This is a genomic window from Moraxella cuniculi (assembly GCF_900637105.1).
GTDB lineage: Bacteria > Pseudomonadota > Gammaproteobacteria > Pseudomonadales > Moraxellaceae > Moraxella > Moraxella cuniculi.
In genome coordinates this window covers 902180-928392 of sequence record NZ_LR134343.1, presented here as the reverse complement: position 1 = coordinate 928392, position 26213 = coordinate 902180, and the positions used below count along the sequence as shown (strand labels likewise).

At 44.2% G+C, this 26213-nt stretch carries 11 protein-coding genes, 2 tRNA genes, 3 rRNA genes and 1 pseudogene; 5 read left to right on the top strand and 12 right to left on the bottom strand.

What is annotated here, in order from left to right:
* Positions 1-3: 3 nt before the first annotated feature.
* Positions 4-8418 carry a two-partner secretion domain-containing protein gene (locus tag EL162_RS04300; protein ID WP_126330327.1) on the bottom strand — a complete coding sequence of 2805 codons (8415 nt, stop codon included), beginning with the start codon at positions 8416-8418 and terminating at the stop codon, positions 4-6.
* Entirely contained in the window at positions 8363-8677 is a 315-nt protein-coding gene (locus EL162_RS10385) for an ESPR domain-containing protein (protein ID WP_126330325.1), read from the bottom strand. The genes EL162_RS04300 and EL162_RS10385 overlap by 56 nt, the downstream gene beginning before the upstream one ends.
* Before the next feature lie 165 nt (positions 8678-8842).
* On the opposite strand from EL162_RS10385, the gene EL162_RS04290 reads away from it, so the two are divergent.
* Positions 8843-10672 (top strand): ShlB/FhaC/HecB family hemolysin secretion/activation protein, encoded by a 1830-nt coding sequence (locus tag EL162_RS04290; protein ID WP_170161414.1) that lies wholly within the window; start codon positions 8843-8845, stop codon positions 10670-10672.
* A gap of 337 nt (positions 10673-11009) precedes the next feature.
* Positions 11010-11611 (top strand): annotated as a pseudogene (locus EL162_RS04285) (IS1595 family transposase).
* Between the two features lie 199 nt (positions 11612-11810).
* On the opposite strand, the gene rrf reads toward EL162_RS04285, so the two are convergent.
* The 9 genes from rrf to EL162_RS04240 all read right to left on the bottom strand — a co-directional run bounded on the left by rrf (position 11811) and on the right by EL162_RS04240 (position 21688).
* Positions 11811-11924 (bottom strand): 5S ribosomal RNA (gene rrf, locus EL162_RS04280).
* A gap of 140 nt (positions 11925-12064) precedes the next feature.
* Positions 12065-14921: ribosomal RNA gene (locus tag EL162_RS04275) — 23S ribosomal RNA — on the bottom strand.
* Positions 14922-15167: 246 nt separating this feature from the next.
* Positions 15168-15243: transfer RNA gene (locus EL162_RS04270), tRNA-Ala, on the bottom strand.
* Between the two features lie 5 nt (positions 15244-15248).
* Positions 15249-15325: transfer RNA gene (locus tag EL162_RS04265), tRNA-Ile, on the bottom strand.
* 93 nt (positions 15326-15418) lie between these two features.
* Positions 15419-16948 (bottom strand): 16S ribosomal RNA (locus EL162_RS04260).
* The 16S, 23S and 5S rRNA genes sit together here with 2 tRNA genes alongside, the layout of an rRNA operon.
* 685 nt (positions 16949-17633) lie before the next feature.
* Positions 17634-19217 (bottom strand): PepSY-associated TM helix domain-containing protein, encoded by a 1584-nt coding sequence (locus tag EL162_RS04255; RefSeq protein WP_170161413.1) that lies wholly within the window; start codon positions 19215-19217, stop codon positions 17634-17636.
* Between the two features lie 37 nt (positions 19218-19254).
* Positions 19255-19551 (bottom strand): hypothetical protein, encoded by a 297-nt coding sequence (locus EL162_RS04250; RefSeq protein ID WP_076554725.1) that lies wholly within the window; start codon positions 19549-19551, stop codon positions 19255-19257.
* 288 nt (positions 19552-19839) lie between these two features.
* The gene (gene pssA / locus EL162_RS04245; RefSeq protein WP_076554726.1) at positions 19840-20631 is read right to left on the bottom strand and encodes a CDP-diacylglycerol--serine O-phosphatidyltransferase; all 792 of its coding nucleotides are present in this window, start codon (positions 20629-20631) and stop codon (positions 19840-19842) included.
* Positions 20632-20809: 178 nt separating this feature from the next.
* Positions 20810-21688, bottom strand: a complete 879-nt coding sequence (locus EL162_RS04240) for a 23S rRNA (adenine(2030)-N(6))-methyltransferase RlmJ (protein ID WP_126330319.1) — start codon at positions 21686-21688, stop codon at positions 20810-20812.
* A 334-nt stretch (positions 21689-22022) separates the two neighbouring features.
* Here EL162_RS04240 and EL162_RS04235 point away from each other — a divergent pair, with 334 nt between their 5' ends.
* From EL162_RS04235 to dapE, 3 genes are all read left to right on the top strand, one after another.
* Positions 22023-22622, top strand: coding sequence for a 2OG-Fe(II) oxygenase (locus EL162_RS04235; protein ID WP_126330317.1), 600 nt, complete (start codon positions 22023-22025; stop codon positions 22620-22622).
* 34 nt (positions 22623-22656) lie between these two features.
* A complete protein-coding gene (locus tag EL162_RS04230) occupies positions 22657-23520 on the top strand; it encodes a DUF4300 family protein (protein ID WP_126330316.1) in 864 nt (287 codons plus the stop codon).
* Between the two features lie 120 nt (positions 23521-23640).
* Positions 23641-24819 (top strand): succinyl-diaminopimelate desuccinylase, encoded by a 1179-nt coding sequence (dapE, locus tag EL162_RS04225; protein WP_126330314.1) that lies wholly within the window; start codon positions 23641-23643, stop codon positions 24817-24819.
* Between the two features lie 143 nt (positions 24820-24962).
* On the opposite strand, the gene EL162_RS04220 is transcribed toward dapE, so the two are convergent.
* Complete coding sequence (locus tag EL162_RS04220; RefSeq protein WP_076554731.1) at positions 24963-25958, bottom strand: Fe(3+) ABC transporter substrate-binding protein; 996 nt, start codon at positions 25956-25958, stop codon at positions 24963-24965.
* Positions 25959-26213: the final 255 nt, after the last annotated feature.

The following is a 26213-nucleotide window of genomic DNA, read 5'->3' as shown; positions in this document are numbered from 1 at the left end:
TTGCTACCTTAATTTGGATTTATTGATTGTAATTTTTGGTTTTGGATCATCTTTAGACCATGTAATTGTTAAAGGTACAGCTCCATACATATTATATTCTTTTGCTATACCAGCTCTGTGCATGGCTCCCAGTTGGTCATCGGTAATCTTTTGTCCCAATATTGTAACAGATTTACCACCATCCCAATTATATCTATCATAAGACATTAAGTTAAAGTCCATTGTATAATTACCTTCACCATCATATGTAGCACTACCACCCCCATATATTAACACTCCTCCGGTCGCATAAAACCAATTCTTACTCTCTGCATAAGCCCCACTTGCCCCAGTAGAATGAAAATCTATTGTTCCTTTTGAAGTCAGATTTTGCTCAATAAAGGATTGAGCGTAATTAATTTCCTTTTGAACAATCGGGGCAATACCACTATCTTTCATCAAGCCTTCAAGATCTATTTGATAATTTTCCCCAGAGTTTGCCAAATAGTGTCTTAATGCAGCGGTTGCATCTGGATATACAGGGGAATTCAGGGCTACGCCCATGGCTATACTATAATCCCTATATACTTCAAATGATGCTTGTTCACTACCCCATTCTCCAGCACCAGCATCATATTTTAGCTTAGGGTAGCCTTTCCCTAGTTTATAATCTTTGCTCCAAACCCTATCACTCTCCTTCTCCCCCTCCAACTGCGCCTTGTTCTCATCCAAGAGTGCTTGATTTTGAGTGTGATAAGCAAGTTGTTCTTTAGTGCTTAGGTTTTGTAGGGTTTGAGTTGTTGGTGTAATTGCCTGCCTGTGGGTGTTGATGTCCTCTTGATTGAGACTTGTGCCAATATTATACGCCAAATTACCCAGTTTGCCCATTCTTGTGGCAGAAGTTTCACCTTGTCCATTGTGGTGGGTGATTTCGTGGTTTAGGGCTTCTATGGCATTGTCTAGATGGTCTATGTCAAGGTAGGTGTGTCCTTTGGTGGGATTGGCAAGCCCTTGAACCATTTCACCTTGTGGATTGGTGGTGTTTTCGGTTAAAAAGACAGTCGTGCCATCAGCACTGGTGTTTTGGGTCAGCTGTGCGTTGAGCTCATTTAGGATATCTTGGTTTTGGGCGACATCGGTTAGGTCGCCATCAATGATGGCATCCACATGGGCGTTTAGGCTGGTATTTGCTTTATCTACCCCTGTTAAGAGGTTATTTCTGGCTTGGGTTAGATTGTCTTTGGCTTTTTGAATACGAGTGTTATCATTGATGGTTTTTTCATTATCCATTAAGCCTGTTGTGATGGCAGCAGCTGCGATGGCTGGCATGCCAAAGGCAGCTTTGGCGTTGTTGGGTAGTTCCTTTTGCTCCTTTTTAATCTCCTGCCTACCTGTTTTGGTGAATACTCTGGCATCTATGGTGGTGTTGATGTCAAGACCACCTGTTTTTTGGTCTTTGATGACTTTTTGGGTGTTTAGGGCATCGGTGTTGATGTTTGTTTGGCTAAGGTCGGTGGTGGTTTGGCGTTGTCCGTTATGGGTGATGGTGTTATTGATGGTAGCACCTTGACCAATGGTGGCAAGAGCAAGGGTTTGTTTGTCATGACCTTGATTGTTTGCAGATATGCCGATATTGGATAAATCAATATCGCCTTGTTTGTTGGTAAAACCTACATTGATACCAAAGCCCTTGTTTTGGCTAGATTCTGTTGCCAGTAGGTCTTGGGTGATTAGGGTGTTGGTGGTGAAGTTTAATTGACCATTGGTTTGATTACCTTGCTCATCTACATTGATGGCGGCAATGATACCACCCGTAATAGAAGTATGATTGGCAGTTAGGCTGTGGTTTGGTTTATTGCCAGTGTTATCTGTAGTGATATAGACAATGCCTGATGGTGTATTACTGGCAGTGATATCGCTTTGGCTGTTTTGCTGATTATAGCCTAGGCTTAGACTGTTGGTACCAACGCCGATATTGCCGCCTTTGCTACCACTTTGGCTTTTTTGGGTATTTTGGCTGGTGGTAATGTTAAGCGTATCTGTGCTGTAATGACCGCCTTGTGCGTTGATGGTAGCACCGTGTAAAGTGGTGTTTTTGGCATGACCGTTCAGCTCACCCAAGTTAAGTTTGGTGTCATGAGCGGTCGTGCTTGTACTATGGCTGTGGCTTTGTTGTCTGCCCATGCCTGCTGATAGATTGCCTGAAGTGCTGATACTGGCATCAATGGTGCTCGTACTACTTTTACTTTGGCTTGTATCTTGGGTGGTGGCATGGGTTAGGGTTAACTTGTTTAGGTGGTCAATATTAAGCTTATCAATGTCGGCTTGCAATCCTTTGGTGGTAAACTCATCACCAACCAGCGTTGTATTGGCGGCGGTGATCTGAGTGCTTACAAAGTCTTGGTTGGTTTGTGTTTGATGGCTTTGGCTTTGGGTATGCGTTGCACCTAATTTGGCACTAAAGCCAAGTGTCGGTGCCGTATTAGCCGCACTGGCTGCTACTGCCCCTAAAGCGATTTGGGCATTGGCGATGTTGGCGGTTGCCATAGCCAGATTGGCTTCATAGTCGTTGATGGCATCCGCTTCAAGTTTGCCTGCCGCCACTTCATCTTGAGCATTTTCTAGTGCTTTGCGAGCATGATTGGCACTTTGGATAGCTTCTTTGACGTTTTCGGCAGCTACAGCGGTATCAACGGCGGCATGATGAATACTGGCTTCAAGACGAGTGGTATTGGTTTCGTTGCTTTGAGTGTGAGTGCTTTGATTGATGGCACCATCAAGCAAGGTGTTTTTGGCACCAATGAGTAAAGTACCTGATGTGCGATCCAAATCAAAGTTGGTAGCTTGCGTGGTTAGACTGCCGTCATTCATATCGCCAAGTACAGCCGCACTATTACCACGAACGGTTACGCCATCATGAGTGGTGCTTTGGGTAGTTTGGGTATCTGTCGTATCTGTATAAACTACAGCACCAAGTTGTAAGCGATCTTTGCCAAATTGCATACCCTCGCCAGTGATGGTTTGGCGTGTTTGGGTTTGTGTGTTTGTTTGACTGTGCTTGGCGGTGGTAAATAAAATATCATCACCCAAGACGCTGACAAAGCCGTCATCTCCTGCATCTATTACACTGCCTTGTGCGGTAACTTGGGATGCACCCAAATGGATTTGATTGGCGTTGAGTTGAGTGGTAGCCTGGGTATGGACAGTGGTATGATTGCTTTGCGATTCGGCAAGTGCAATACCCTTACCAAGTCCTAAAGCACCAGTTACCACGCCAACACCTTTCATAACATCTTTGACAAAACCACGATAGGAGCTAGAGCTTTCTTGCCAAGTTTTATTGGTTAAATCTACTGTGCCTAAATTTAGGTGCTGCATGTCGCCTGATAGGACAATGGGCTTGCCATTGTCATCAAGCTTCAAGGTACCATCATCATTAGTGGCAAGATGGGCATTGCCAACAGTGATGACTCCGTTGGGAGCTTGTAACTTGACCGCATTTAAATTGGTAGAGTTTCCTTGAATGTCAATACTACCCGCACGAACACCTGTTTGAGCAAGGGTTTCTTGGTAAAAACCATCGACATTGCCTGTATTTTTATAAAAGTTTTGAGTGGTTTGGATGGTGTTTTGATAAACACGATCTTTGACGGATTCGATGGCGACATCACCTTGCTTGGCACTGATGCTTGCTTGCTCGTTGGCTGTGATATTGGTGCCAAAAAGATCAATATCAGAATTTTTTGAAATGACATATATCTCATCGCCATCTATGCTGCTAAGCACAGCAGTGTTGCTGCTGGACTCATAGATTTTTGTAATGTCTTTGGAGCCATACCATTTGCTCTGTTGATGGGTGGATGAGCTTTGAGTACTACTTGTCGCGCGCCCTTCGCTAAAATGCACACCACCTGTAGCAATAACAGCACTTACACCCCCTGACCGAATATTGGCGGCCTTGCCTGTAATGTCTGCCCCCTGACCTGTTGTTGCAATCACAGTATCACCATAACTGCTAATATTTGGCCCCACATCTTCTGTTTGGCTGTACTTAAAGTAATTGTTGTCATCTGCCACCGCACTAATATGGTTGCTTACGGTAACAGTGCCAATGTCGATGCCGTTTTCGGCGGTGATGTCGGTACTGCCGCCATCGTTTTGTATGTTGGCAGCTTTGTTTAGGACATAGTTACCCGCTTGGATGTTTAGAGTGGTTAATGGATTACCCTGTTCATCTGTTTGGTCTTTTAAACCATCTCCCACACGGATGGTGGCGATGTGTGTGATGGTGGTGTTGGATGAAGAGCTTTGTCCTTGTGTGTTTGTTTGGGTAGCTGTTAGGCTTTCGTTGATGATTTGGTTTTTGGCATCAAGGCTCATGGCACTGTTTGCGTATATGGTGCCATGGTTGGTGATGTCATTGTTTGCTGTGATGGCAATAAAGTTGCCTTGCACAGCACCTTTATTGGTGGCGTTGTTTGCGGTGATGTTTATGCTGTCTTTGGCAATGACATTACCGTTGTTATCTAGATTGCCCGTCAGCTCTATGTTGATGTTTTTGCCAGACATGGCAGCATACCTACCATCAGGGCTAAGTGTGCCTGTCGTGATATTGGCAGATCTTAGATATAGCTTGGGTACTAAGGCATCTTGGGTTTTGGTGATGGTATTGCCATCTTTGTCTTTGGTGGTGTAGGTGATGGACTCTTTGACCAGCCAGACGATGTCGGTGGTTAAGTTTGCCATCTGATCAGGCGTAAGTGCCGTGCCAAGTGTGTAGCCGAACTGTTTGGCTGCCGTGATGCCTTGATTCATCAGCTGTTTAAAGGCTTGTTCTTGATTGGTATAATCGGTGTTGATGTGTCTGCCTGTTAATAGCTGATATTGTTCTTTGAGGTATTGCTGTTCTTTATAGCCATCAGATAGGCGTTTGTGGATGTGATTTGGGTCTGATTGTAGTGCTTTTAGCATATAATCGGACGATAGCCACTGTTTGTAATTGGTAAAGGCGGCATCGGTCTGAATCAGCGGTTGATTTGGGTCATCAGCATTGATGGTGTATAGGGCTGATGTTGGGATGATGATGTTATTGTCATTGCTGTTGATATCAATAATGACAGAGTTGTTATTGATTGTGGCTGGCTTATCAATCCTTGTGCTGCTTGCTGTGGTGTTGATGGTGGCGTTTAGGATAGGCAGCTCGTAAGTTGCCAGCGGAGCAAAGGATTGTACAAAGGCACCGCTGCCGATATCAATACGCTTATGCCTACGACCTGCACCAGAGGAGACAACTGTGCGGCTGATAAAGCGGCCATTTTCGGTTACTTTGGTTTTTTCACCATACAGACCGTTGTCAGGGTTTTGGATGACAGTATCGCCAAGCACTGCAAAGCCTGCGCCTGCATTTATCTGACTTTTATCATTAATCAGTGTATTGCCCTGAATGATAAGGTTGCCTCCTGCCACCATGCGAGCAGGGTCAGAGGTTAAAGTTTTATCCTCATAAACAACAAAGTCTACAGTGATTTCATCAATCTCTTCACCAACACGCTGGTGGCTGCCATTTGCTTGTTTGACATACAAAGCCCCAGTTGGTGCACCTTTACGGCTGGTTGGACCTAGGTAGGCTTCATCGGTGGTGTAGATATTGAGAGCCAAATCAACATCACTTTTGGTTTTGTTAAATTGGCGGTTGTATGCTCTGATGGCAAGTTCCAATGCTTCAATGGCAGCAGCATTGTTCTGTTCCCATGTTAATAAAGGAGCCATGGCTTTGGTGTAATTTGCCAAGTCTTCATTGTATTGTGTGCAGGCTTGGTTGCTTTTAGGTGCCAAGGCACAGCTTTGGGTGGTTTCATTTTCTGGCAGATCAGGCTCATCTAACAGATCCTGAGCTTTAATGCTTGGGATAGGCTCTTTGGGCGGCTCAATTTTAAAGTACGACCAGATGGCAGAATCATTGCCGTAGTTGATGATGCAGTCGCTACCCTCTGGGCAGTCAAACAATCCTGCCATTGGTTTATTGCCCAAATCATCAGTATTGGTGCTTTTTTGAATGACAGGAGCTGCCCCTGACTGCTCACGGTTGCGATAGAGTGTTTGTCCATAGACAGATTCTTCCTCTACCTTGACTGTATGCTTGTTAAAGTCGGCATTGGTGTTTAACAAGGTTTTGGTATTAACCTGCATCTGCCCACCAGATTCAATGGTTGCACCGTTATTGATGATGGCTTCGGCTTTGCCTGTGGCATGATGATTGTCATCAAGACTGCCGCCAATGTTAAGACTGTCAAGACTTGTGATTAAAGCTTGACTGTCGAAGTTTTCGTTGAATTTGCCCGCTCTGTCAGGGTTGGGGTTGTTGTTTAGGGTGTTTACACCAATATCCAGACGCTCTCTGGCTGCAATGACTGGGGCGGTGTGATGGCTGTCGGTATCACTGGCTTTGGCTGGGGTGTTGTTTAGTGTGTCGGCAGTAATGGCAAGGTGTGTGCCATAGATACGACCACCAGCCAAGTTATCAATGGTGCCTGCAGCTTTGATGAATGTGTTTTCACTGTTGATCAAGCCTTGGTTTGTGATGTCATTGGCATTCAGTGTCAAATCTTGATCGGCGGTAAATTGACTTTGGTTAATCAGCTTGCCACTTGTTGTAAACGCTAGGCGATTGGCAACAAGCTTATCCTGATCCGTGTGGGTATAGTCTGCTTGTTGGGTGATGGTCAGCGTATCAGCCGTGATAGTACCGCCATTTTGTAATTCTTTGGCAGTGATATCTGCTTGTTTGACTGCGGTAATGGTGCCGTCTTGATTGATAATACTGTCCTTGGCGATAAGTATCATATCACCACCGCTTGTCAAACTACCCTCTGCATTAATGATGGTAGATTCACTGTCAATCACCATACCATCTTTGGCACTAATATCGCCTTTGCTGTTGTCAAAGCTGGTTAATTGCCAGTTAACGGTGTCTAAGGCGATTTTACTGTCGGTGTTGGTAAGAGTCTTGGTGTTTAAGGTTTGTGCGTCAATGGATGCTTGATTGGTGTTCTTTGTCTGATTGGCGGTGATACTAATGTCGCCTGTGGCTGTGATGAGTGCTTGATCGTTTGTGTTGGTCAAAGATTTGGCTGTGATAAAACCATCAGCACTTGGTACTGGGATGGACTGAGTTGTGTCTGTGGTTGCAGGTAGTGATGGGTTTGATGAGTTGGCAGTGTTGGCTGTTGTATTGTCTTTAGAATCACTACCAATAGTACCAGCACTCTGATCGCTGCTTGGCGTGCTTGGTGCATCGAGGGTGGTTTGCTCATACAGACTTTGACCGATGACGGCTTTATTGCTGTTGGTGAGTGTGTCTGTGCTGATATTAAGACGGCCTGTGCCTGTTTGGATGAGTTTGCCTGTATTATCAAGCTGATTGGTGGTAAGTTGTAAAACACCGCCATAAATACTGCCTTGATTGTTTAAAGTATCAGTGGCATCAATTTGGGTGGTCTGAGTGCTGTGGATGGTGCCTGCACTCTCAAGGTCTTTTGTATTGATGGTGAGATTGGCTTGTTCGCTAAGCAGTGTGCCATCGTTTAGAACAGAATGATTATGGGTATTGATGGCAAGTTTGTCTTTGGCAGACAGTATGCCAGCATTGACAAGATTGCCCTGAGCATCTAGGGTGAGTGTACCGCCTGCCTGTACGCCTTTGCCAGTTGCGGTGATGACACCAGTGTTATTAACCCCAAAGCCTTTGTCCGTGCCAATCAGATGGATTTTACCAGCATACATACCACCCAAAGATGAGATGTCTAGGGCAACGCCTCGCTGTTCTTTATTGGTGGTTTGACTGGCGGATAATGCACTGGTTTGTTTATTAGTGGCATTAAGCTTGGTAAAATCACCATTTTGAAGACTGATTTGATTTTCGCCTAGAATAATATCAAGCGTATTACCTGCATAAATCTTATCATTGATTTGGGCAGTTTTGGTAATTAAAGCGGCATAATCGGTGCCTTGTAGGTTTAGTTTGCCATTGACTTCAATATGAGCAGCAGAGTTGCCACTGACTTGATAACCAGATACCTGCCCTTGATTGACTTGGCTGCCTGCTGCTGCCAGATGGGCATTGCCTGCATTGATAAGCCCTGCACCATTGACCACTAAGCCTGATGGATTAGCAATGATGACATCTGCCTTTTTACCTGCCACTTCAATGAAGCCGTTCAAATGACTTGGCTTGCTTGAATTGATTTGGTTTAAGATGGTAGAAGCTTCACCACGAGCCATAAAGGGGTTGGCTGCCACAAAGCCTGCAATTTGGGTATTTGTTGCTTGGCGGTTGTTATTTAAAATAACACCAGAACTGCCGACATCAAATTGGCTATAATGGTTATTGGATAAACCGCGAGCATTGGGGGGTGGTGATGTTGACTGAAGTGATGCCACTGGCTGTGGGTAGAACAATGGGTTGTAGTGATTTATCGGCGGATTTGTCGGCTAAGATGGTTGTTGGGGTGTTGGCGTGGGCTGACTGTAAAGCCACAAATACTGCAAAGGATAAAGCGGTTACTTTGCCCATCATGCCTTTTATTGACGGCTTGTTGCCAGCACTGACACTGTTACAAGACACACCACGAGCATATTCACAAACCGCCATCCAAGTCTGTGTGGATTTATTAAAGACGATTTTATAAATATGGTTCACGGTTCAAATCTCTGACAGATAAAAACAATAGTGATATGATTGTAACATTTTAGTATAATGATAGCAATAATTAACAATTTGTGCAGATTAACACCGCTTGATATATTCTTTTTGATATTTTTGGGAAATTTGGTGATGGCTAGATACTCCGTTCTTTTTATTTGCATGACAGCAATTTTTACTCACGGCATCGCCCTTGCCAACACCAAAAGCCAAGCCCTCCTGCAAACCCAAGATGCTCGCAATCAAGCTCTGCTTAACCAATTGGTACCCAATCCAACGGTATTAACAGGTATTGATTCCATCCCGTCTGCCATCAACGATGAGCAAGCTTTGGCAGATGATAGCAATATTTGCTTTGATATTTATCGGATTGGCTATTCGGTGTTATCACAAGATGATATTGCCTTTGCAGACAAGCTTGGCTTTGCTTTACTTCCTGAAATTATGGGCAATGGTAGTGTGTTAGGCAAGTGTATGGCGGTAGGTGATATCAATGCTGTCTTGACTCGTGTACAAAACCGCTTAATTGAACAAGGCTATGTTACCAGTCGTATTATGGTGGCTGATCAGAATTTATCTGGAGGTGAATTAAGATTAACCTTAATTCCTGGTAAGATTGCTAAAGTGCTGGTAAATACAGCAGATAGTAAAGTGCCTGTCTATGTTAAACAGACAAACATGGCTTATCCTGCTGTTTTAGACACAGCACTTACCACACAAACAGGCAAGCTATTAAACATCCGTGATTTAGAAACCATGCTTGAGAACTTTAAACGCGTGCCAAGTAGTGATGCTAATTTTAAGATTGTGCCGTCTGGTGATAAGCGTATTGGCTTTAGCGATATTTTAATTGACTATAGTCAAAACCGCCGCATTCGTGGCAGTCTAAGCGTCGATGATTCAGGCTCTAAATCCACAGGTAAATATCAAGGCATGGCAACCTTGAGTGTGGATAATTTGGCAAATTTTAATGATTTACTCTATTTAAGCTTTGGGCGGGATTTGGGTAATCAGCTTAATGACGATAAAGATTATCCGTCTAATAAAAGCAAAGGCTCTAAGAATTATGGTATTGGTTATGTATTGCCAATTAAAAATAGTTTATTACAACTAAATGCCAATCGCTACACCTATCATCAAACCGTAGCAGGCAGCACCCAAGATTATGTTTATGGTGGTACTTCTCGTGGGTATAATGCCAAATTATCACACTTAATACACAGAGATGCTCATAGCAAAAGCCATGTGTATGTCGGTGGGTTTATCAAATCTCAAGAAAGTGATATTGATGGTACAATCATCGATGTACAAACTCGTAAGATTGCTGGTTATCAAATGGGCATTACTCATGAAACCTACCTAAAACAAGGCAAGCATCAACTTACGACAGATATTTCTTATAAACGCGGCAGTGCAGCTTTTAATGCCTTGCCCTCACCAGAAGAGCTGTTTGATGAGGGTTCTGCCCGTGTTGGTATTTATCAATTAAACGCCAATCTAACAAGTAAATACAACCCAAGCATTAACAACAAACCACTACCCATCATCCACAGTACCACACTCAAAGCCCAATACGCCACAGACAGTCTAACACCAGATTTAAAGATGGCAATTGGTGGTAGGTACACTGTTAGAGGCTTTGATGGGGAGCGTTCATTATCAGCAGATAATAGCATCTTGGTAAGACAAGATATCAGCTTTTATCCAAGCTTTTTAAATCAGCAAAAAGCAAACAGCCAATCAAGCCATGCCATCTATTTGGGATTGGATACAGGTTACATCACCAACCACAACAAAAGCCAAAATGAGCTATTGCTGGGACAGCATCTAGCAGGTGCCGCCATTGGCATTAAAGGACAATACATGCCAAATACCAAGAATCCTTACTTAAGCTTTAACTATGACATTTTCACCTCAAAAGCAATCAGCGAGCCCACAGGTTTTTCAAACAAAGATTGGGTGAGTGGGGTGAGTTTGGGGGTGGGGTTTTAAAAGCAAATTGACATCAAAACCATCAGTTGAGCAGATTGGCTTGGCTGGTGGTTTTTTATGGGGTGGTCATTTGGGGTGGGGTATGCATAATGATGGCAAGAGTGGATGATAGATAACGAAATTTCACAGTTTGCTCCTTTGGCGAATAACACTTAACCAAGTAGTAAATATAGCCATCTGATGACGGTTTGGTGATTTATGGCTGGTATATTGGTTTTGGAGCCATAGTAGATTGGTACTTATTCTATACTATAAAGATCAAGATAATTCGTTGTAAATTAAGTTTGGGACCATCCTAGATAATGACTAAAAACTCCATTTAGGTTAAAATAACCCAATGAGAAAAAGTCGTCTAAGTCAGTATAAACAAAACAAACTCATTGAGCTATTTGTTGCAGGTGTTACTGCAAGAACGGCAGCTCAATTAGCCAATGTAAATAAAACAACAGCTGCTTACTATTTTCACCGATTACGCCTACTCATCTATCAACACAGTCAGCACCTAGAAATGCTAGATGGCGAAGTTGAAGCTGATGAGAGCTATTTTGGCGGAACACGCAAAGGTAAGCGTGGTCGTGGTGCAAGCGGTAAGACTGCGGTATTTGGCTTATTAAAGCGAAATTGCCCATTATACGAGAAAAAGTAAAGCCTGACAGCATTGTTTACACAGATTTCTACAAAAGCTATGATGTGCTTGATGTTAGTGAATTTAATCACTTTAGAATCAATCACAGTACGCACTTTGCAGAAAAACAAAATCACATTAACGGAATAGAGAATTTTTGGAATCAGGCAAAACGCCATTTACGCAAATTTAACGGTGTTCCCAAAGAACACTTTGAGCTTTATCTTAAAGAATGCGAATGGCGTTTTAATAACAGTGACCTTAAATCTCAAATTTCCATTTTAAAACAATTAGTTAAGGGTAGTTTGGGTTAGTTATCTAGGATGGTCCTACAAACAAGTAGATTATTGTATGGTACTAGATATTGCAAAGTCATCAACTAAGGTAATATAAGCATCGCTTAAATAATATCCGCAACTAACACGCAAGCTATTTTCCTTCTTCCTTTTCCCTTCGTAACCCCCTGTAACAACAAACCCCCTCCATCACTCGATGAAGGGGGTTTAAAAGGGATGCTGACGATGACCTACTCTCACATGGGCGAACCACACTACCATCGGCGCTAAGACGTTTCACTTCTGAGTTCGGGAAGGGATCAGGTGGTTCCATCTTGCTATTGTCGTCAGCGTAAAAGGATTAACAACGCTGTTATGAGTCTGTTATTTGCATTTAACTTGTTTTGTTAAAATCAATTCAAGATATTTTCTTTATCAAGCTTATTAGGTAAAATCTTTACACTTATTCATACTAAACCACTTGGGTGTTGTATGGTCAAGCCAAACGAGCAATTAGTATTGGTTAGCTACATGTATCACTACACTTCCACACCCAACCTATCAACGTCGTAGTCTACAACGGCTCTTTAGGGAAATCTTATCTTGAGGTGGGCTTCCCGCTTAGATGCTTTCAGCGGTTATCCCATCCGAACATAGCTACCCGGCAGTGCTACTGGCGTAACAACCGGAACACCAGAGGTTCGTCCACTCTGGTCCTCTCGTACTAGGAGCAGATCCTCTCAAATTTCCAACGCCCACGGTAGATAGGGACCGAACTGTCTCACGACGTTCTAAACCCAGCTCGCGTACCTCTTTAAATGGCGAACAGCCATACCCTTGGGACCTGCTTCAGCCCCAGGATGAGATGAGCCGACATCGAGGTGCCAAACACCGCCGTCGATATGAACTCTTGGGCGGTATCAGCCTGTTATCCCCAGAGTACCTTTTATCCGTTGAGCGATGGCCCTTCCATACAGAACCACCGGATCACTAAGACCTACTTTCGTACCTGCTCGACTTGTGGGTCTCACAGTTAAGCGCGCTTTTGCCTTTATACTCTTTGAACGATTTCCGACCGTTCTGAGCGCACCTTCGTACTCCTCCGTTACTCTTTAGGAGGAGACCGCCCCAGTCAAACTACCCACCATACATTGTCCTTGATGTTGTTACATCTAAGTTAGAACCCCAACATAACCAGGGTGGTATTTCAAGGTTGGCTCCATGGCAACTGGCGTCGCCACTTCAAAGCCTCCCACCTATCCTACACAAGTTAGGTCAAAGTTCAATGTAAAGCTGTAGTAAAGGTTCACGGGGTCTTTCCGTCTAGCCGCGGGTACACAGCATCTTCACTGCGATTTCGATTTCACTGAGTCTCTGCTGGAGACAGCGCTGCCATCATTATGCCATTCGTGCAGGTCGGAACTTACCCGACAAGGAATTTCGCTACCTTAGGACCGTTATAGTTACGGCCGCCGTTTACTGGGGCTTCGATCAAGAGCTTCGCATACGCTAACCCCATCAATTAACCTTCCAGCACCGGGCAGGCATCACACCCTATACGTCCACTTTCGTGTTTGCAGAGTGCTGTGTTTTTAATAAACAGTTGCAGCAGCCTGGTATCTGCGACTGCCAACAGCTCAAAGAGCAAGTCTTATCACCATCAGCAGCGTACCTTCTCCCGAAGTTACGGTACCATTTTGCCTAGTTCCTTCAGCAGAGTTCTCTCAAGCGCCTTGGTATTCTCTACCTGACCACCTGTGTCGGTTTCGGGTACGATTTGTTTATGACTATCGCTTAGAAGCTTTTCCTGGAAGCAGGGTATTTGCCACTTCGCCAGTAAACTGGCTTGCTATCAGATCTCAGTAATAGTCTAGCGGATTTGCCTACTAAACCTACCTACATCCTTCCACCTGGACAACCAACGCCAGGCTGACATAACCTTCTCCGTCCCTCCATCGCATCATAAACAAGTATCGGAATATTAACCGATTTCCCATCGACTACGCCTTTCGGCCTCGCCTTAGGGGTCGACTCACCCAGCCCCGATTAACGTTGGACTGGAACCCTTGGTCTTCCGGCGAACGGGCTTTTCACCCGTTTTGTCGTTACTCACGTCAGCATTCGCTCTTGTGATACCTCCAGCATACCTTACAATACACCTTCACAGGCTTACACAACGCTCCCCTACCACTTAATTGAAACAATTAAATCCGCAGCTTCGGCTCCTAGTTTGAGCCCCGTTACATCTTCCGCGCAGGCCGACTCGACTAGTGAGCTATTACGCTTTCTTTAAAGGGTGGCTGCTTCTAAGCCAACCTCCTAGCTGTCTGTGCCTTCCCACATCGTTTCCCACTTAACTAGGAATTTGGGGCCTTAGCTGGCGGTCTGGGTTGTTTCCCTCTTGACGACGGACGTTAGCACCCGCCGTCTGTCTCCCGGATAGTACTCTTGGGTATTCGGAGTTTGCATCGGTTTGGTAAGTCGGGATGACCCCCTAGCCGAAACAGTGCTCTACCCCCCAAGGTATTCGTCCGAGGCGCTACCTAAATAGCTTTCGGGGAGAACCAGCTATCACCGAGTTTGATTAGCCTTTCACCCCTATCCACAAGTCATCCCCTACCTTTTCAACGGGAGTGGGTTCGGTCCTCCGGTGCCTGTTACGGCACTTTCAACCTGCTCATGGATAGATCACTCGGTTTCGGGTCTATACCCTGCAACTAAAACGCCCTATTAAGACTCGGTTTCCCTACGCCTCCCCTACACGGTTAAGCTTGCTACAGAATATAAGTCGCTGACCCATTATACAAAAGGTACGCCGTCACGGAACAAGTCCGCTCCGACTGCTTGTATGCACACGGTTTCAGGTTCTATTTCACTCCCCTAACAGGGGTTCTTTTCGCCTTTCCCTCACGGTACTGGTTCACTATCGGTCAGTCAGGAGTATTTAGCCTTGGAGGATGGTCCCCCCATCTTCAGACAGAATTTCTCGTGTTCCGCCCTACTTAATATGTTAAAATTGCAGTTTCGCATACAGGACTATCACCTACTATGGTTGGCTTTCCCACGCCATTTTGCTACTACAAATCTAATCGGCTACTCCCCGTTCGCTCGCCGCTACTTGGGGAATCTCAATTGATGTCTTTTCCTCGGGGTACTGAGATGTTTCACTTCTCCCGGTTCGCCTCATAAAATAAATTATGATACCTAAGTTATCTTAGGTGGGTTTCCCCATTCAGAAATCGCCGGGTCACAGGATATTGCCACCTCACCGACGCTTATCGCAGGCTATCACGTCTTTCATCGCCTCTGACTGCCAAGGCATCCACCATGTGCACTTCATTACTTGACCATACAACCCCAAATAGTTTGTTGTCGTATGGGTAATGTGTAACGATTCACCTATGTTTACGCTTGATTCAGTTCTCTTTACTTTGTATTGATTGCTCAATACTGGTTAATTATTTGTTGGAATAAATAATTAACCCAGACTCATTACATGTTGTTAAATAATGTTATAAACTTCGTCAGTTTATAGATAGTTTCTACATTAAGTAGAAAGAAGAAATCTTCTAAAAGATTGCTTATTTCTAATTAATGGTGGAGTTAAGGAGAGTCGAACTCCTGACCTCCTGCGTGCAAGGCAGGCGCTCTACCAACTGAGCTATAACCCCATAAATGGTGGGTCTAATAAGACTTGAACTTATGACCCCCGCGTTATCAACACGGTGCTCTAACCAACTGAGCTATAGACCCGAAAGCCGTTAAAAAATTGCTTTTGCAACCTTCTAACTTTTATTCAACTAAAGAACAACTTGTTGTGAATTCTTGCCAATCAGATAACTTCGTTAAGGAGGTGATCCAGCCGCAGGTTCCCCTACGGCTACCTTGTTACGACTTCACCCCAGTCATCGACCCCACCGTGGTGATCGCCCTCTTGCGTTAGGCTAACCACTTCTGGTGAGATCAACTCCCATGGTGTGACGGGCGGTGTGTACAAGGCCCGGGAACGTATTCACCGCAGCATTCTGATCTGCGATTACTAGCGATTCCGACTTCATGGAGTCGAGTTGCAGACTCCAATCCGGACTACGATTGGCTTTTTGAGATTAGCATCACATCGCTGTGTAGCAACCCTTTGTACCAACCATTGTAGCACGTGTGTAGCCCTGGTCGTAAGGGCCATGATGACTTGACGTCGTCCCCGCCTTCCTCCAGTTTGTCACTGGCAGTATCCTTAGAGTTCCCGACTTAAATCGCTGGTAACTAAGGAAAAGGGTTGCGCTCGTTGCGGGACTTAACCCAACATCTCACGACACGAGCTGACGACAGCCATGCAGCACCTGTATCACAGTTCCCGAAGGCACTAAGCTATCTCTAGCGAATTCTGTGTATGTCAAGACCAGGTAAGGTTCTTCGCGTTGCATCGAATTAAACCACATGCTCCACCGCTTGTGCGGGCCCCCGTCAATTCATTTGAGTTTTAACCTTGCGGCCGTACTCCCCAGGCGGTCTACTTATTGCGTTAACTGCGTCACTAAGTCTTCAAGAGACCCAACGACTGGTAGACATCGTTTACGGCGTGGACTACCAGGGTATCTAATCCTGTTTGCTACCCACGCTTTCGCACCTCAGTGTCAGTATGATGCCAGGAAGCTGCCTTCGCCATCGGTATTCCTCCAGATCTCTACGCATTTCACCGCTACACCTGGAATTCTACTTCCCTCTCACCTACTCTAGTTACCCAGTATCAGATGCAGTTCCCAGGTTAAGCCCGGGGCTTTCACATCTGACTTAAGTAACCACCTACGCGCGCTTTACGCCCAGTAATTCCGATTAACGCTTGCACCCTCTGTATTACCGCGGCTGCTGGCACAGAGTTAGCCGGTGCTTATTCTGTGGGTAACGTCAGGGCTAATAGGTATTAGCTATTAGCTTTTCCTCCCCACTTAAAGTGCTTTACAACCAAAAGGCCTTCTTCACACACGCGGCATGGCTGGATCAGGCTTTCGCCCATTGTCCAATATTCCCCACTGCTGCCTCCCGTAGGAGTCTGGGCCGTGTCTCAGTCCCAGTGTGGCTGATCATCCTCTCAGACCAGCTACAGATCGTCGCCTTGGTAGGCCTTTACCCCACCAACTAGCTAATCCGACTTAGGCTCATCTAATAGCGAGAGCTTACGCCCCCTTTCACCCGTAGGTCGTATGCGGTATTAGCTATCCTTTCGGATAGTTATCCCCCACTACTAGGCAGATTCCTAAGCATTACTCACCCGTCCGCCACTAAGTATCAGGAGCAAGCTCCCTAACTTCGTTCGACTTGCATGTGTTAAGCCTGCCGCCAGCGTTCAATCTGAGCCATGATCAAACTCTTCAGTTTAATCTTTTAAAGCTCATTTAGATATTACTAGCAAAATTTGCTCATCGTGTAAATGAATTAACTTTGAGATTTTTTGTCAATACAAGATACTTAAATAAATGATTTATTTTTTAATTTATTTAAGTATCTTGTATTGACAAAAATCCACACAAGTTGTTCTTTAGTTTGGATTTTAAATAGTGTATAATACATCGTCTGTATTATTAATCAAGGCTGACTATTTTATCACAGAATTTTGTGTTGTCAAGACCTTTTTAATTTTTATTTCAACATTACGATTAAATTGTGTAACGCTGAAAACGAAATCTATTATAGCAGAAAAAAATTACCCGTCAATAACAAAATTCACAAAAATGTAAAAAATTATTCAACTTATTGATTTTTATATAAAAAATAAATCATGGTTTGATTTTAGCCCCATGATGATGGTCATAAATCACCAAACCAAGGTAGATTAATACGGCGGCAAAACTCAATAGCAAAAACCAAGCTATGCCAAAATAAGCAGGTTGCTGCGTGATAAAAACAAAGCCAAAACTAACAACCATCATAATATAAGCCAATTTGCTTAATAATTGTGGCTTTGTTATGTGGAATTTTTTGGAATGTCGTTTGCTTATCATCATTAGTGCCAGCAAAGCCCAAAGATTTGCCATAAATATAACAAGATAAATCAGCCAATCACTCATAGCTGCTCCATTGCTGACTGTTTTTTGAAGCGTGTTGGTGGCTGGTATTGCCAGATTTTATGAGCGATATAACAAAACAACAAAGCAAATAGCACAAATAAAATATCTGCAATCACAAATAGCCAATCTTTGTTTATCCAGCTATCAACAAAACCCCTATCCGTCATCACCATACTGACTACGGGTAACAATAACAAAGCCAAAGCCGTGGCATAGCCTAAGAATGCCCATGCTAATTTTTTGGGCAAAATAAACGCTAACACCAAGGCGGTAGCCCATGTTATAAAAAATATCAAAATTTCGGCATTATCCCTGCCTAGATACTGGCTTGGTAAAATACGATTTGCCCACAAAAATGCCACTGTTGCCAAGGGCAAGCCCATGATGGTTGCGATATTTAGTCCATCAACCAGCACAAAACCAAAACCTGCCTGCTGATGAGCTTTTAATTTTTCTTTTCTTTTTATTGTCCACAAAACAAGACCTGTGGCAATCATACCAACGCCCAACGCCCCGAGTATAAATAAGATAACACGCAACCAATAATCAGCAACCTTACCTTCATGCAAGCCAACCAATGCTGTCTGTGCCAGCACGCCAGATGGAATGGGTGGCGTCTGGCGAATCAAGGCAGACTGCTGATTATAAACATAAAAAGGACGAATGACTGAAAACTGCTTATCCACATCAGCCTCAATGGCGACAGTCATGTCGCTGGTATTGGGGTAATTAATGCTGATTCTGGCAATTGCATAATCTGACTGGATTTTCCACGATTTTTTACTTTTATCAATCAACTGATAAATATCAGGTGGCGGACTAGGCTTGACACCCTCGCTGGGTTTTGCCCACCAATCAAACGCCAAAAATGGTGCTCTGACATCACCAGATACGCCTGCAACTTTTTCTGAAAATGGCAAATACATACCAACCAGTGTAATAATCCCCGTAAAGGTGATAAAAAAATGAAACGGCAAAGGCAGAACCGACAAAGCATTGTGTGCATCAAGCCAAGAACGCTGACCTTTTTTGGCTCGGAATGTGAAAAAATCAGCAAAAAACTTTTTGTGTATCACAACCCCTGTGATGATGGCAATCAGCATCATCATGGAGGCAAATCCCACCAAATATCTGGCATAACGAACAGGCATATAATGTAAATCAAAATGCAAACGGTAAAAAAATTCACCGCCCTGACTGTAATTGTCGGCACTGACAAATCTGCCGTCTTGACTGGCGACAAGTTGCAGTACATTGTTGCGATCATTGCTTGGCTGCACTCTGATTGTCAGCGGCGATCTGTCATCACCAGAATCAATAAACATCTGCTTGGCATCAGGATAGTTGCGCACGGCATACTCGGCAGCGGTGGCCAATTGCCAATCCTGACTTTTGCCAATTTGCTGGTAAATGTGCGGCATTGACCAGATATTAATTTCATCTTTAAAATAACTTAAAGTCCCCATAAAAAATATCAAAAACAACAGCCAGCCCAAAATAAGCCCTGTCCATGTATGCACAGGGGCGAGAATCTGGCGAAAATTCGCCTTTTTGACAGCTTGTTTTGTCTTAGTATTCATCATAAATCCCACTCAAATCAAGCAAAAGCCAGCAATCCTAAAGAAAATTGGGTATCATAAGCCAGCACAGCAAAAATAGCACAAAAATCATGGTCAAAATCATAAGCCACGCTTGGAACAAAGACCTAATCAAAAAAACCCAAAGCACAATCAAACAAGCAACCACAACAGCAATAATTCTCCCCCAAGTAATCGCAGAGATGGTAGATATCGGTAACGCCAGTGGCAACAAAGCAATCAGACTTGCAATAATATAAGAGCCAACAATCGCAAGCAAGATACGGCTGGCAACTTTTAGATTTGTCCAGATTTTTTCACGCATAAACACGAGCATGACGGTCTACTCTGATGGGTTATTTATTGATTGATTTTGTTACATTATAATAAGTATTATTATCAAAATCAATTGATTATTATTTGATATATTAACTCATTTGATAATTATTATCATAATAAAAATGTGCTTTTATTCCATTTAAACAATTTTCCTTTATGGCTATAAAATTAGCACTGCAAATATTTGAGCAAAAACCGTGCAGAATTGCTTGATTATCGATAAAATAAAAACAGCTTTTTAATTTCTTAAAAAGCTGTGATTAATATTAATACAATGTATTTTTCGTTAAGATTTATAAAAAGTCGTTACCAGCCCTGATAACACATAGGCAACGCCAATCGCCAATAGCCCAACTGGCACATCATAAAGCACGATGCCAAAGAGCAATACAGCAAGCAATAACACCACAAATGGCACTTTTTGCTTATCAAATTCCTTAAAGGAATAGTATCTGATATTACTCACCATCAACAGACCGCAGGCAATCACCCAGCTGGCAAAAAACCAAGTGAGTGCATCGGCATGATGGTCGGCTTGCACATATTTTAACGACACCAACACCGCACAGGTCAAAAGCAAGGCAGCAAGCGGGCTGGCAAGCCCAATGAAGTATTTTTTGTCCACCGTGCCAATCTGCACATTAAAGCGTGCCAAGCGAAATGCTGCACACGCCACATAAACAAAAGCACACGCCACGCCAAACCGCCCCAAAGGCTGCAAAGCAAAACTATAAACCAGCATGGCTGGAGCCAGCCCGAATGCCACGCAGTCCGCCAAAGAGTCATACTGCTCGCCAAAGGGGCTTTGGGCGTTGAGCAAGCGTGCGGCACGGCCGTCCATACCGTCCAAAAATGCCGAAGCAAAAATCGCCAACGCTGCCCGATAAAACTCCCCATTGGCACTTAGGATAATCGAATAAAAACCTGCAAACAACGACAAGGTGGTGATAAGATTTGGAATCAAATACACCCCTTTGGTCAAGGTTGGTTTATCACCAGCAGGCTCAATCACCTCAAAGGTAATGCCGTCATGCTCTGGTGGGTTTTTTTGACTGTTTATGTGTTGGCGATCTGACATGATTTGCCTTTTTACTTTCAATAATCACAAAGCAGCAACTGCCGAAAAATAACAAGTCTGTGGCAAAAGCACTTCATCAAATTACATACTGCATTTTGCTTTGTTGGCTGCATTACCCAAACAGCTGATGACTTTTGCCAAAATTTGTATAAATAATAACCAATAAATGCTTGCCAAGCTATTCGCCAACCAACCATTGAACCACTGCCATCTGCTCAATGGGCATTGCTGGAGCGTTGTCTGGCTGCAAAATCGGTGCCAAATACTGCAAAATCTCTTGGGCGTGTATATCAAACTGCCAAGGCGGATTGATAATGTGCAGTCCTGTGCCATTTAGCCCAACTGCGACATCATTGGGGTATAAATTCAACTCACAAATCAGCTGTTTTTTGATGCCTGTGCGTTTCATTTTTTTATAAAATAGCGTTACCGCTTCCAGATTTTTGATTGGATACCAAAGTACAAAAGTTCCTGTGGCAAACTTTTTGTGGCTGACAACCAACAAATCCACCAAGCGACCAAAATCCTTATGCTCTTGCTCAAACGGCGGATCAAGCAAGACAATGCCTCGCTTTTCTTTGGGTGGCAAGACCGCAGGCACGCCCTCAAAAGCATCACGGTGGTGGATGCCGATTGGCAATTGGTACAACTGGTAATTAAGAGCATCGTACTCGTCCGCCACCGCCTCAAAGGCTTCGGCACGCACAGGAGCGTGTTCGCTGTGATTGCTGGCATGATTGGCAATCCACCACGGCGAACCGGGGTAAACATGCTTATCATAAATCTTGCGAGCGTGTGCCAAATCCATCAAATATTGACGCACCGCCTTTGGTGGGTTATCAGCACTTGCCTGCTCCAATGCTTTGATGCCCAGCTGTGCCTCGCCTGTCTTGGTCGCCTCAAGTGCCTCAAGCGAATACAATCCACGGCCACCATAAGCATCAAGCACATAAAATGGCTTGCCTTTGGTGGAGAATTGAGCAAGCAACTGCAATAACAAAATATGCTTGGCAACATCAGCAAAGTTGCCAGCGTGGTAGGCGTGTTTATAGTTCATGATTTAACTGCTTAAAATAAATGCTATACTATCACAGATACGCTGGTTGTACAATTGACACGGTCAAATTAAAACGCATGGTCGTCAAGGATTAATATTGATTGGTTGATTATTATTTGTCATTGCTATTAGCAATATCAAAAATCAACCAAATGATTTATAATAATATCAGAGGCTAAGCGATAAGATTCTTGCTGTCTCTACGATATTTTTATGATGGCTTGGTGGTGGCAGTGCAGAATATAGCCATCACTTATTATCTGTTACTAATTTTTAACCAATAATTAATCCGTAATTACAACCAAACCCAAGATGATAATCACAAAGGAGCAATATGCCAGCATTTGATGTCAATTGGCAAAGCCTAATCGAGCCAAAACTTGACGACTTCATCAACACAGGTGTTATGGTGCTTGATGAGGTATTTGACGAGGCTGATTTGGGCAAGTTGCAGGCAGAAAGTGGCTTTGTTGAGTATCGCGAGGCAACCTTGACACATGGCGAACGGCAGGCAAATATCCGTGGCGATAGTATTCGCTGGATTGATGACAACTGCCCTTTTGGCACGGCATATCTTGAATCAATCAATCAGCTGGGGCGATACTTTAACCAGACGCTCTATACAGGCATTCGCCGCAGCGAGGCTCATTATGCCTGCTATCCTGCTGGATTTGGTTATCAGTGGCATACCGACAATCCCAAAGGTCGTGATGAGCGAGTGATTTCGGCAGTTTTTTATCTAAATGACAATTGGCAGGCTTGTGATGGCGGTGCGATTTGTGTGATTGATAAGCAAGACAATACAGCCCAGCTGCTGCCACAACGCAATCGCCTAGTGCTGTTTGATAGCAATCTGTTGCACCAAGTCGCCATCACGCACCGCAGACGGTTTTCGATTGCAACTTGGTTGCGGCGTGATGAGCTGATTTGCTAATATCTTACCAATTCACCACAACAGGTATCTGAATATGAAGCACGCCCTACTTGCCACCACCATCACCCTGATGCTGTTTGGTTGCACGCCTACCAAGATTGAATCTACCGACCAAACCACAAGCCAAACCACCACACAGCAGACCATCACGCTATCAAACCTAAGCGATGAAACAAGCTACAAACAAGTGCGTGATACGCTGGTGCAATACCTAGACCCAAGTTCGGTTGATACTGTCATGGCATGGATCCAAGACTATAACACCACCATCGAAAACACCAGCCTGACAGATGGCTTTGTCAATAGCGAGCAACCTAACTATGATGTGGTGCAGATTGACAAGCTCTGGCAAGCAAAAAAGGGCTGGTTTATCGGCACCAACTGCCGCCTGAATACTTTTATGCTGCTAAAAAATACCATCAAAATCGGCACCAACACGCCAGCAGATGATCGCTTACTGTTCTTGGATCGTGAGGCTGTTGAGACTGGCAAGCTATTAAATGCCCAAGAATTACAACAGTTCAATCAACTATTTGCACGCGTGGCAACCGATGCCACCACCGATGTAACAGTACACGCCAAAAAAATGCAGGCACAATTTGCCAACATTCGCTTTGATGACACTGCCACCATGCTATCGGTAGTCATGCATGACAATCTGGACGGTGATTATCTATTTATCGGTCATGTTGGTGTCTTGGTGCCTGCCAAAACTGGCTATCTATTCCTTGAAAAACTCTCATTTCAAGAGCCCTATCAAGCGATACAGTTCGCCAGCAAAGACGCAGCCTATGACTATCTATTAAATAAATACGCCATCGATTATAATCAGCCCACCGCCCAGCCATTTATCATGGAAAATGACAAGCTGGTCAGATGGGCAAAAGACAGCACCTAGTCCGCCAGCTGTGCGACAACCAAGCCAATCAGCCTGCTGTATGAATAGTCAGCCTGTGGCGTGGCAATTGGTTACTTGGATTATTTATCAAAAATTTGTAAGAATTTATTGAGAGTTTTTATGACACCAACTTTACAATTAAGCATTGATTTGCTTCGTCTGCCGTCCATTACCCCTGATAACTCCAACTGCCTACAGCTGATTGCTGATTATTTGGACAAATTGGGCTTTGAATGCGAATTTATGCACTTTGGCGACCCAAGCGACACAGGCAAAAACGCACAGGTTAATAACCTATACGCCAAAAAAAGAGGAAGCAACCCCACCGCACCACACCTATGTTTTGCAGGGCATACCGATGTCGTGCCTGTGGGAGATGAGAGCCTTTGGGCTTATCCGCCCTTTTCGGCAACGATAGCAGATGGCAAGCTCTGGGGGCGTGGTGCCGCCGATATGAAAACCGCCATTGCCTGCTTTGTCGTGGCGTGCGAGCAGTTCATCGCCAAAAACCCCAATCACAAAGGGGATATTTCGCTGCTCATTACCGCTGACGAAGAAGGCGTGGCGATTAATGGTACGCATAAGGTCGTACAAGCATTGGCACAGCGTGGCGAGCAAATGAATTATTGCTTGGTTGGCGAGCCATCAAGCACCAACACACTGGGCGATGTCATTAAAAATGGTCGCCGAGGCTCACTAAATGCCAAACTCACCGTTACTGGCAAACAAGGTCATATCGCCTATCCGCATTTGGCAATCAATCCCATGCACGCACTGGCACCTGCATTGGCAGAACTTGTGGCAACAGCATGGGATACGGGCAATGAATATTTCCCTGCCACCAGTATGCAAATCTCCAACATAAACAGCGGCACAGGTGCAACCAATGTCATCGCCCAAGATGCACAAGTCCTGTTCAACTTCCGCTATTGCACCGAAAATACCGCCGACAGCCTCAAGGCAAAGACCCATGAGATTTTTGACAAGCATTTCAATAACAGCAAAGCAAGCTATCAGATTGACTGGAGCCTCTCTGGTGAGCCATTTTTGACCAAAAAAGGTCAATTTGTCGATGCAGTGGTCTCCGCCATCAAGCAAGTAACAGGCACAACCGCCCAACTGTCCACTTCAGGTGGCACTTCTGATGGTCGTTTCATCGCCCCCATCATGAATGCCGAAGTGGTAGAACTGGGTGTAAAAAATGCCACCATTCATCAGATTGATGAATGTGTTGCGATTGATGATTTGGAAAATCTCACCAAAATTTATGAACAAATCCTAAGCCAGCTCATCGCCTGATAGGTTTGGTAAAGTAAAGCGGTACGCCCTGCTTTTGTGCTTTTTATGCCTTGATAAGCCAAGCACCGCTTCAATCAGCTCACGCCACACCAAATAAAAACACCCTGAGTGCAGGGTGTTTTGTTTTCTCTAGGTTTGGCAGATTATTTATAACCTGCTTTTTTCATCAACATGATGGCTTTTTGTTGGTTTTTGCCAGCCACCGAGACATTGATAAAGTCTTGCTTGAATGCACCCCAGCGAGCGACCGATGGAGCTGAGCCTACGCGTGGGCTTGCTGGATATTCAAAGTTGCGATCAGCATATAGGCGTTGGGCTTCGGCACTTGATAGCCACTCAATGAACTTTTGTGCCTCGACTGGATTGTCGCTATATTTTACCACGCCAGCACCAGAGACATTCACATGGGTGCCTTTGCCTTGTTGGTCAGGGAAGAAAATTTTGACCGTGTTTGCCAGTGCAGGTTTTTTGTCCAACAAGCGACCATAATAATAAGTGTTGGCAATGCCGACATCACAGCGACCAGCCTCAACCGCCTCAATCACCCCTGAGTCGTTAGCAATCGGTGCAGTTGCCAAATTATCCACCCAGCCTTTTAGGATTTTTTCGGTGGCGGCTTGACCGTTATTGGCAATCATTGTTGCCACCAGCGATTGGCTGTAGATATTGCTAGAGGTACGCAGACACAGTTTGCCTTTCCATTTTGGGCTGGCAAGGTCAGCATAGGTAGAAAGCTGGCTGGCATTGACTGTTTTTGGATTATAAAAAATCGTTCTTGCACGCACAGACAGACCAAACCATTGATTATTCGGGTCTCTTAGGTGCGATGGAATATTGGCTTTTAGCACGCTTGAGTTGATTGGGCGTAGCACGCCTGCTTGAGCTGCTTGCCACAGATTGCCACCATCAACGGTAATTAGCACATCGGCTTTGGTATTTTTGCCTTCTGCTTTTAGTCTTTCGACCAGTGGCCCTGCTTTGTCGCTAACAACCGTTACTTTTACGCCTGTTTTGTTTTGATAGGCATCAACGATTGGCTTTAGCAATTCGTCAATGCGTGCCGAATAAACCACGATTTCGTTGGCAAATGCTGGAGTTGCCACCGCCAAAGCCAGCGATGCGGCAAATAACTTTTTCATAATCAATCCTTTTGTTGGTGAAAATTTGCAATTTTGTCATCATATCCACAAATGTGCGATATATTTCACAAAGATTGCATCATATTTGCAAGTTTTATAAAAATCCTGCCAATCTTGTGCTATTATAATAAAACAATTTTCAAATGAAAACAAGAATAATTGTCATTCAATCTTGATTGTTATACAAATTGCGTATTTGTATATTTTTGGTTATCATTTTATCAAGAATATCCAATCAAATAATGATGATGGCTT